The organism is Bacillus thuringiensis, assembly GCF_001455345.1.
In the GTDB taxonomy this organism is placed as follows: Bacteria; Bacillota; Bacilli; order Bacillales; family Bacillaceae_G; genus Bacillus_A; species Bacillus_A thuringiensis_N.
In genome coordinates this window covers 5,313,837-5,322,500 of sequence record NZ_CP013274.1, presented here as the reverse complement: position 1 = coordinate 5,322,500, position 8,664 = coordinate 5,313,837, and the positions used below count along the sequence as shown (strand labels likewise).

Genomic DNA, 8,664 nt, shown 5'->3' with positions numbered 1-8,664 from the left:
TTGTGCTTTTGCTACCGTCGCTACCTCTTGCTCATCTTCTAATCGAATTAGACGAACACCTTGTGTATTACGTCCCATTTGAGAGATTTGATCAACTGGCATACGAATAATAACACCCGCTGCTGTAATTAACATAATGTCTTCTTCACCTGTTACAGACTTAACCGCTACTAATTTACCGTTCTTATCTGTAATGTTACAAGTCTTCAGACCCTTACCACCACGACTCTGTAGTCTATACTCTTCAACCGGCGTACGCTTACCATACCCATTCTTCGTTACGATTAAAACATTCGTATCTTCTTCAACAATTTCCATACCTACGACTTGGTCCTCTTCGCCTAGTGTAATAGCTTTTACACCAGCTGCATTACGGCCCATAGAACGTACATCTTGTTCATTGAAGCGGATTAACATACCATTACTTGTCCCTACGATAATATCTTTATCGCCAGATGTTAAACGTACAGAAATCACTTCATCTTCTTCACGAAGCGAAATTGCAATTAAACCGTTCGTACGTATATTTGCAAATGATGAGAGTGGCGTTCTCTTAGAGATACCTTGTTTCGTTGTAAAGAATAGGAACTGGTCGTCACCAAACTCACGAATTGGAATAATGGCGTTAATCCACTCACCTTTATCTACCCCTAATAGGTTAATAATCGGTAGCCCTTTCGCTGTACGACTATACTCTGGAATTTCATATCCTTTTGTACGGTATACTTTACCCTTGTTTGTGAAGAATAAAATATGATCATGTGTAGAAGTAGTCAATAAATGTTCTACGAAATCATCATCGTTCGTTCCCATTCCTTGTACACCACGTCCACCACGGTTCTGTGTTTTGTACGTAGAAGCTGGTAACCTCTTAATATAACCATTATGAGTTAACGTAATTGCAATATTTTGCTCTGGAATTAGATCTTCATCTTCAATAAATTCCATACCGCCGATTGTAATTTCTGTTCGTCTCTTATCATTGAAGCGCTCTTTTACTTCTGTTAATTCTTCTCGAATAATCTCAAGAACTTTCTCTTCATCTGCTAAGATCGCCTTTAATTCAGCAATTAACTTCATTAAATCTTGATATTCTTGCTCGATTTTCTCACGTTCTAATCCTGTTAAACGTTGCAAGCGCATATCTAAAATCGCTTGTGCTTGTTTCTCACTTAAACCGAAACGTTCCATTAAACCTTGCTTTGCGATATCAGCTGTTTTTGAACTACGGATTAAAGTAATAACTTCATCAAGGTGATCTAACGCAATGCGTAATCCCTCTAGAATGTGGGCACGTGCTTCTGCTTTCTCTAATTCGTAAGCAGTACGTCTACGAATTACTACCTTTTGATGCTCTAAATAGTAATATAGATTTTGTTTTAAATTTAAGACTTGTGGCTCTCCATTTACAAGAGACAACATATTAATACCGAAGCTCGTTTGAAGTGCCGTGTGTTTATATAGATTATTTAATAGTACATTGGCATTTGCATCACGACGTACTTCCATAACAATACGCATACCATTTCGATCTGATTCATCACGTAAATCTGTAATACCTTCAATTTTCTTATCGCGAACTAATTCTGCAATTTTTTCAATTAATCGTGCCTTATTAACTTGATAAGGTAGTTCCGTTACGATAATAGATTGTTTACCATTTGATTTCTCTTCAATTTCAACTTTGGCACGAAGTATAATAGAACCTCGTCCTGTTTCATAAGCTCTACGAATACCACTTCGCCCTAAGATTAAACCTGACGTTGGGAAGTCTGGCCCAGGAATATATTCCATTAATTCCGCAATGGTAATATCAGGGTTATGACTTAATGCCAATACACCATCAATTACTTCGCCAAGTTGATGTGGCGGAATGTTTGTTGCCATACCAACTGCAATACCCGTCGTACCATTTACTAGTAGGTTAGGGAAACGAGCTGGTAATACAATTGGCTCTCTTTCAGAACCATCATAGTTATCTTGATAATCAATTGTATTTTTTGAAATATCACGTATTAATTCCATAGAAATCTTAGACATTCTTGCTTCTGTATAACGCATTGCTGCCGCTGAATCTCCATCAACAGAACCAAAGTTACCATGACCATCAACAAGCATATAACGTTGACTAAAATCTTGCGCCATACGTACCATCGTTTCATAAACAGCTGAATCTCCGTGAGGGTGATACTTACCGATTACTTCGCCGACAATACGCGCCGACTTCTTATATGCTTTATCAGCTGTAATTCCTAAATCATTCATCGCATATAAAACCCTACGATGAACTGGTTTTAACCCATCACGAACATCTGGTAATGCACGAGATACGATAACACTCATCGCGTAATCTAAAAATGAGGTACGCATTTCATGACTAATATTAATTTCTCGAATTCGTGCTTGTTGTTGATTTTCTGACATCAACGAGCACCTCCTCTTACATTTCCGTTACACATACATTGATTTATATGTAGAAGACAGGAATACTTAGATTCCTGTCATTACTCATTTAAATATCAAGGTTTTTCACGTATTTTGCATTTTCTTGGATAAAGTTACGGCGTGGCTCTACTTTATCCCCCATTAAAATCTCAAATGTTTCATCTGCTTCAATTGCATCTTGAAGAGAAACTTGAAGTAACGAACGTACTTCTGGGTCCATTGTTGTCTCCCACAGCTGAGTTGGATTCATTTCTCCTAGACCTTTATAACGCTGGATTCCAGGTTTAGGTTGGGCTGGTAATTCAGCTAGTATTTTTTCAAGTTCTTTATCGTTGTAAGCATATTGAATTTTTTTACCTTGTTGCACTTTAAACAATGGTGGTTGCGCAATATAGATATAACCACACTCAATTATTTGACGCATATAACGATAGAAGAACGTTAATAATAGGGTACGTATATGTGCACCATCCACGTCGGCATCCGTCATAATAATAATTTTATGATAACGAGCCTTCTCAATATCGAAATCCCCACCAATATTTGTACCAATTGCTGTAATAATTGTACGCACTTCATCATTAGATAAAATTTTATCTAATCGTGCCTTTTCAACGTTAATAATTTTACCTTTAAGTGGTAAAATCGCTTGGAAATGACGGTCACGTCCTTGTTTCGCAGATCCGCCGGCAGAGTCACCCTCTACGATGTAAATTTCACTGATTGCTGGATCTTTCGAAGAACAATCCGCTAATTTACCAGGTAAACTTGAAACTTCTAATGCACTCTTTCTACGTGTTAATTCACGAGCTTTTTTAGCAGCTACACGTGCGCGTGCTGCCATCGTGCCTTTATCTACAATTTTACGCGCAACATTTGGATTTTCTAGTAAGAACTTTTCAAAGGCTTCCGAGAATACAGATTCTGTAATCGTTCTCGCTTCACTATTTCCAAGTTTCGTCTTCGTTTGTCCTTCAAATTGTGGATTTGGATGTTTAATTGATACGATCGCTGTTAAACCTTCACGAACATCTTCACCAGTTAAATTACTATCCGCATCCTTTAAAATATTATTTTTACGACCATAATCGTTGATTACACGCGTTAAGGCAGTTTTGAATCCTACCTCATGTGTACCACCTTCATACGTATGAATATTATTTGTAAATGAGTAAATATGATTTGTATATCCTTCGTTATATTGAAGCGCAACTTCAACCTGGATTCCATCTTTTGAACCTTCCACATATACAGGCTCTTCATGGATTGGTTGTTTTGAACGATTTAAATGCTCCACATAAGATTTAATTCCACCTTCATAATGGAACTCTTTCTTTTGCTTATGTTCACGCTTATCTTCAATTGTTAATTTAATATTACGATTTAAAAACGCCAACTCACGCATACGAGTTGCTAACGTATCAAATTCATATTCTGTTGTCTCTTTAAAGATTTCTGGGTCTGGCTTAAAGCGAGTTATTGTTCCTGTTTGATTTGTATCACCGATAACTTTTAAATCAGCAACCGGAATACCTCTTTCGTATTTTTGGTAATGGATTTTACCATCACGATGTACAAATACTTCTAGTTCTGTTGATAATGCATTTACAACAGATGCTCCAACGCCATGCAAACCGCCAGAAACTTTATAACCGCCGCCGCCAAATTTACCACCGGCGTGAAGGACAGTCATAATAACCTCTACTGCAGGACGTCCCATTTTTTCTTGTATACCAACTGGAATACCACGTCCATTATCGGTTACAAGAATACTATTATCTTCTTCGATGCTAACATTAATTTCATCGCAATATCCTGCTAATGCTTCATCGATACTATTATCGACAATCTCCCATACAAGGTGGTGAAGTCCTTTTCCACTCGTAGATCCAATATACATACCCGGACGTTTCCGAACTGCCTCTAGTCCCTCAAGCACCTGTATCTGGCTTTCATCATATGCGTTCTCTTGCATTTGTTTTTGGTCCATTGACACAAAGATCACCTACTTTTCCATTTAAACAGGGGTTATGCCCTATCTATTTCACAATCTACCGTGCCGTTCGTTACATGAATTGTTTTTGCTTCTTTCAATGTTTCGTGTTCAATTCCGTCGACACTCGTCGTTGTCACAAATGTTTGCACCTTACCTTGAATTGTATTTAACAGATGTGATTGACGATAATCATCTAGCTCTGATAAAACATCATCTAATAAAAGAATTGGATATTCCTTAACTTCTGAGTAAATCAATTCAATTTCAGCTAATTTTAGGGACAGTGCGGTCGTTCGTTGTTGTCCTTGCGAACCAAAGACTTGAACATTTTTACCATTAACGAAGAATTGTAAATCATCACGATGAGGACCTATTAAAGTCGTACCACGGAAAATTTCACGTTGTTTCACAGATTGAAAACTTTCATAGTATACTTCTTTTATTTTCGACAAATCCATTGATTCTGATACATCTACGCTTGGTTTATAGATGATTTCTAACTCCTCTAATCCTCTACTAATCCCACGATGGATTGGTGCAGCCCATTCTTGTAGTAAGTGCAAAAACTCAAAACGTTTTCGCAATATTTTTGTACCATGTTCAATGAGTTGAAGTGTAAATACATCCAACATCGTTTCCTCATTTTTGCTATTCCCTTGCATTTTTTTAAGCAAGTGATTTCGTTGCGTGAGCACCTTTTGATATTGACTTAGTTCATACAAATAAACGGGTGCTATTTGTCCAAGTTCCATATCTAAAAAGCGTCTTCTTACTTGAGGGCTTCCTTTTACAAGATTTAAATCTTCTGGGGCAAACATGACAACATTCATTTCACCGATGTATTGGCTTAGTTTTTGTTGTTCAAGTTGATTTAACTTTGCCTTTTTGCCTTTTTTAGAAATATTTAATTCTAAAGACAAAGAACTGTTTCTTTTTTGCAAGCTACCTTTGATTTGACCATAATCTTCATCCCAGCGAATGAGCTCACGATCATTAGAGGTTCTATGAGATTTCGCCATCGCTAATACGTAAATAGCTTCCATCAAATTTGTTTTCCCTTGTGCATTTTCGCCAATAATTACATTGACCTTATCCTCAAAGGAAAGCTCTAATTTTTCATAATTGCGATAGTTTTTTAATTGTATTTCTTTAATAAACAAAGGGCTCCCCCTTTATGCCTGAACTTGGAAAGTTCCGCTTCCTGGAATTTCAATAATATCGTTCGCATACAGTTTGCGACCTCTTCTATTTTCAAGTTCTTGATTCACGTACACTTCATATTCTTGTAAAAACCATTTTACAGCGCCACCTGTATCAATTACATCGGCTAACTTTAAAAATTGTCCTAGTGTAATATACTCTGTTGAAATTTTAATACGTTTCATAAAATCGCTCACTTTCTGAAAGTGTTCATTCTTTCATTGTACTAAATAAACTAGCATTAGGAAAGTAATACCCAAAAATCAAATAAGGGCTACTAGCATCTGAAAACTAGCAACCCTTCTTTCTTTCTTACTTAGTAAGTACGAACCGGTAAAATTAATTGAATAATGGATTCATCATTTACTGTACGAATTAAGAAAGGTCTCATTGCACCAGTAAAGCTAATCTTAATTTCAGTACTATCTAATGCCTTTAGTGCATCCATCATATATTTTGCACTAAAAGATATTTTTAACTCTTCCCCATCTACTTTTTCACATTGAACTTCTTCTACTACTTTTCCGATTTCCGGTGAATTCGAAGAAATTTCTAGCATTTCCTGTTCTAAGGTTGATAATTTCACAACATTATTACGACCATCTCTTGCTAATAGAGATGCACGATCAATTGCTTGTAAAAATTCTTTTGTATTTACAAAAATATCTGTTTTACTCTCAGCTGGAATTAAACGAGTTGTATCAGGGTAATTTCCTTCTAACAATCTTGAGAAGAATAATAAATGTTTTGTACGGAATAATACTTGATACTCCGTAATAACGATATCTACCATTTCTTCAGACTCATCTAGAATTTTGCTTAATTCATTTAAGCTTTTCCCTGGAATAACAACATTCGCTTGGAATTCATCTCCAATGCCTTCGATTTTTGCTTTTCGCAGAGCCAACCTGTGACTATCTGTAGCAATGCAAGTCAGTTCGCTGTTATATACCTTCCAGTTTACACCTGTCAAGATCGGTCTTGTTTCAGAAGTGGAAACTGCAAATACAGTTTGTCTGATCATATGTTTAAGTAAATCCGTTGGAATCTTAAAAACATGATGTTCTTCAATTTGTGGTAACAATGGATATTCTGCAGAATCTAAACCATTTAGATTAAACTCTGATTTTCCAGAAGTTATTTTTGTCATCAAATGATTTTCAACAGAAATTTCTACAGTTTCTTTAGGTAATTTTTTTACAATTTCACTAAAATATTTTGCCTGTAAAACAATACTCCCTGATTGTGTTACTTCTACGATTTCTTTTCCATCCTCTTCAACGGGGATAAAAGATTCAATCGAAATATCAGCATCGCTTCCTGTTAATGTAACGCCTTCTTCCGTAGCGACAACTTTAATCCCTGTAAGGATCGGAATTGTTGTACGAGAAGAAACAGCCTTCATTACATCTTGTACACTTCTTACAAGATAGTCTTTTTGTATTGTAAAACGCATAAAGAAAAACCTCCGGTAAGTATAAGATTTTATTTAATTAATAAAGATAAAAAAATAGTAGTAATAGTAATAGGGCTTGTGGATATGTGGATAACCCCTTTGAAGGATGTAAAAACAGTCTATCTACATGTGGATAGACTGTGCGTAAAACAAGGGAAGTTATTCACACTATTCAGCTACTACTTTAAAATATCGTTAATTTCTTCAACTTGCTTTTGTAATTGCGTATCCGTTTTAAGTAGCTTAGAAATTTTTTCATGGGCATGGATAACGGTTGTATGATCACGTCCGCCGAATTCTTCACCTATTTTAGGTAAGGAGGAGTCTGTAAGTTCGCGTGATAAATACATTGCAATTTGGCGAGGAAAGGCAACTGATTTTGTTCGCTTTTTCGCCTTGAAATCTTCTAATTTTACTTGATAAACATCCCCGACAGCCTTTTGGATATCATAAATAGAGATAATTTTTGGTTTAGAATTTGGAATAATATCTTTAAGTGCTTCAGCTGCTAAATCAGCATTAATATCTTTGTTAATTAAAGATGAATAAGCTACAACTCGGATGAGTGCCCCTTCTAGCTCACGAATATTTGAATCAATTTGATTTGCAATATAAAGCATGACCTCATTTGGTATATCAAGTCCTTCAGCCTTGGCTTTTTTACGTAAAATTGCAATTCGTGTTTCTAAATCTGGCGGCGTAATATCCGTAATAAGTCCCCATTCAAAGCGAGAACGAAGACGATCTTCTAAAGTTGGAATTTCTTTTGGTGGCCGATCACTTGAAATTACAATTTGTTTACTTTCTTCGTGTAATGCATTGAATGTATGGAAAAACTCTTCTTGAGTTTGTTCTTTTCCTGCTAAAAATTGAATATCATCTATCAATAAAACATCTACATTGCGGTATTTATTACGGAAATCGACCGCTTTATTATCACGAATGGAATTAATGAATTCATTTGTAAATTTTTCTGATGATAAATATACAACCTTTGCGTTTGGGTTATGTTCAATTACATAGTGACCAATTGCATGCATTAAATGGGTCTTTCCAAGTCCAACTCCCCCGTAAATAAAGAGGGGATTATATGCTTTAGCTGGTGCTTCGGCTACGGCCAATGAAGCAGCGTGAGCAAAACGGTTACCAGAGCCAATAACAAATGTATCAAACGTATATTTTGGGTTTAGCATACTCTGTGGTAAATGATTAGAATCATCTTGTGCTGAATTTGGTTTAGTAGGAGGAAGATCGATCTCCTCTTCCGCTTGACTTTGGGGAATAATAAAGCGAATAGCTAATTTTGCCCCTGTTAAATCATAAAGTGTTTCCGAAATTAGCTCTGAATAATGAGATTCTAACCAATCACGAGCGAATTCATTTGGAGCCGTAATTGTTAATACGTCTTTCTTTAAATTATGAGCGGTTGTTGATTTTAACCATGTTTCATAACTGGGTTTACTGACCTTTTTTTCTAGTTCTTTTAAGGCACTGTTCCATAAATCAGAGATGTTTTCCAAAGGTGTCCCTCCTTTACTAAGATGGTAAAAGAATAAGGTTGCGCAAC

The 8,664-nt window shown here is 36.1% G+C and carries 6 protein-coding genes (1 of these 6 cut by a window edge); all 6 read right to left on the bottom strand.

Going from position 1 to position 8,664, the window contains the following annotated elements; translation table 11 throughout:
* Window positions 1-2,424, bottom strand: partial view of a DNA gyrase subunit A gene (gyrA, locus tag ATN06_RS27840; RefSeq protein ID WP_060633076.1) — the 5' portion only. Its footprint begins 48 nt before the window's first position; 2,424 of the gene's 2,472 nt are visible here — the first part of the coding sequence; it begins with the start codon at window positions 2,422-2,424; the stop codon falls past the left edge of the window.
* An 88-nt stretch (window positions 2,425-2,512) separates the two neighbouring features.
* Window positions 2,513-4,435: a DNA topoisomerase (ATP-hydrolyzing) subunit B gene (gene gyrB, locus ATN06_RS27835; RefSeq protein WP_060633075.1), complete on the bottom strand. Its 1,923-nt coding sequence runs from the start codon at window positions 4,433-4,435 to the stop codon at window positions 2,513-2,515.
* 38 nt (window positions 4,436-4,473) lie between these two features.
* Window positions 4,474-5,601 carry a DNA replication/repair protein RecF gene (recF, locus tag ATN06_RS27830; protein WP_060633074.1) on the bottom strand — a complete coding sequence of 376 codons (1,128 nt, stop codon included), beginning with the start codon at window positions 5,599-5,601 and terminating at the stop codon, window positions 4,474-4,476.
* A 12-nt stretch (window positions 5,602-5,613) separates the two neighbouring features.
* Window positions 5,614-5,826, bottom strand: coding sequence for a S4 domain-containing protein YaaA (gene yaaA / locus ATN06_RS27825; protein ID WP_000821369.1), 213 nt, complete (start codon window positions 5,824-5,826; stop codon window positions 5,614-5,616).
* 131 nt (window positions 5,827-5,957) lie between these two features.
* Window positions 5,958-7,097 (bottom strand): DNA polymerase III subunit beta, encoded by a 1,140-nt coding sequence (gene dnaN, locus ATN06_RS27820; protein WP_060633073.1) that lies wholly within the window; start codon window positions 7,095-7,097, stop codon window positions 5,958-5,960.
* 179 nt (window positions 7,098-7,276) lie between these two features.
* Window positions 7,277-8,617, bottom strand: a complete 1,341-nt coding sequence (dnaA, locus tag ATN06_RS27815) for a chromosomal replication initiator protein DnaA (protein WP_060633072.1) — start codon at window positions 8,615-8,617, stop codon at window positions 7,277-7,279.
* Window positions 8,618-8,664 lie beyond the last annotated feature (47 nt).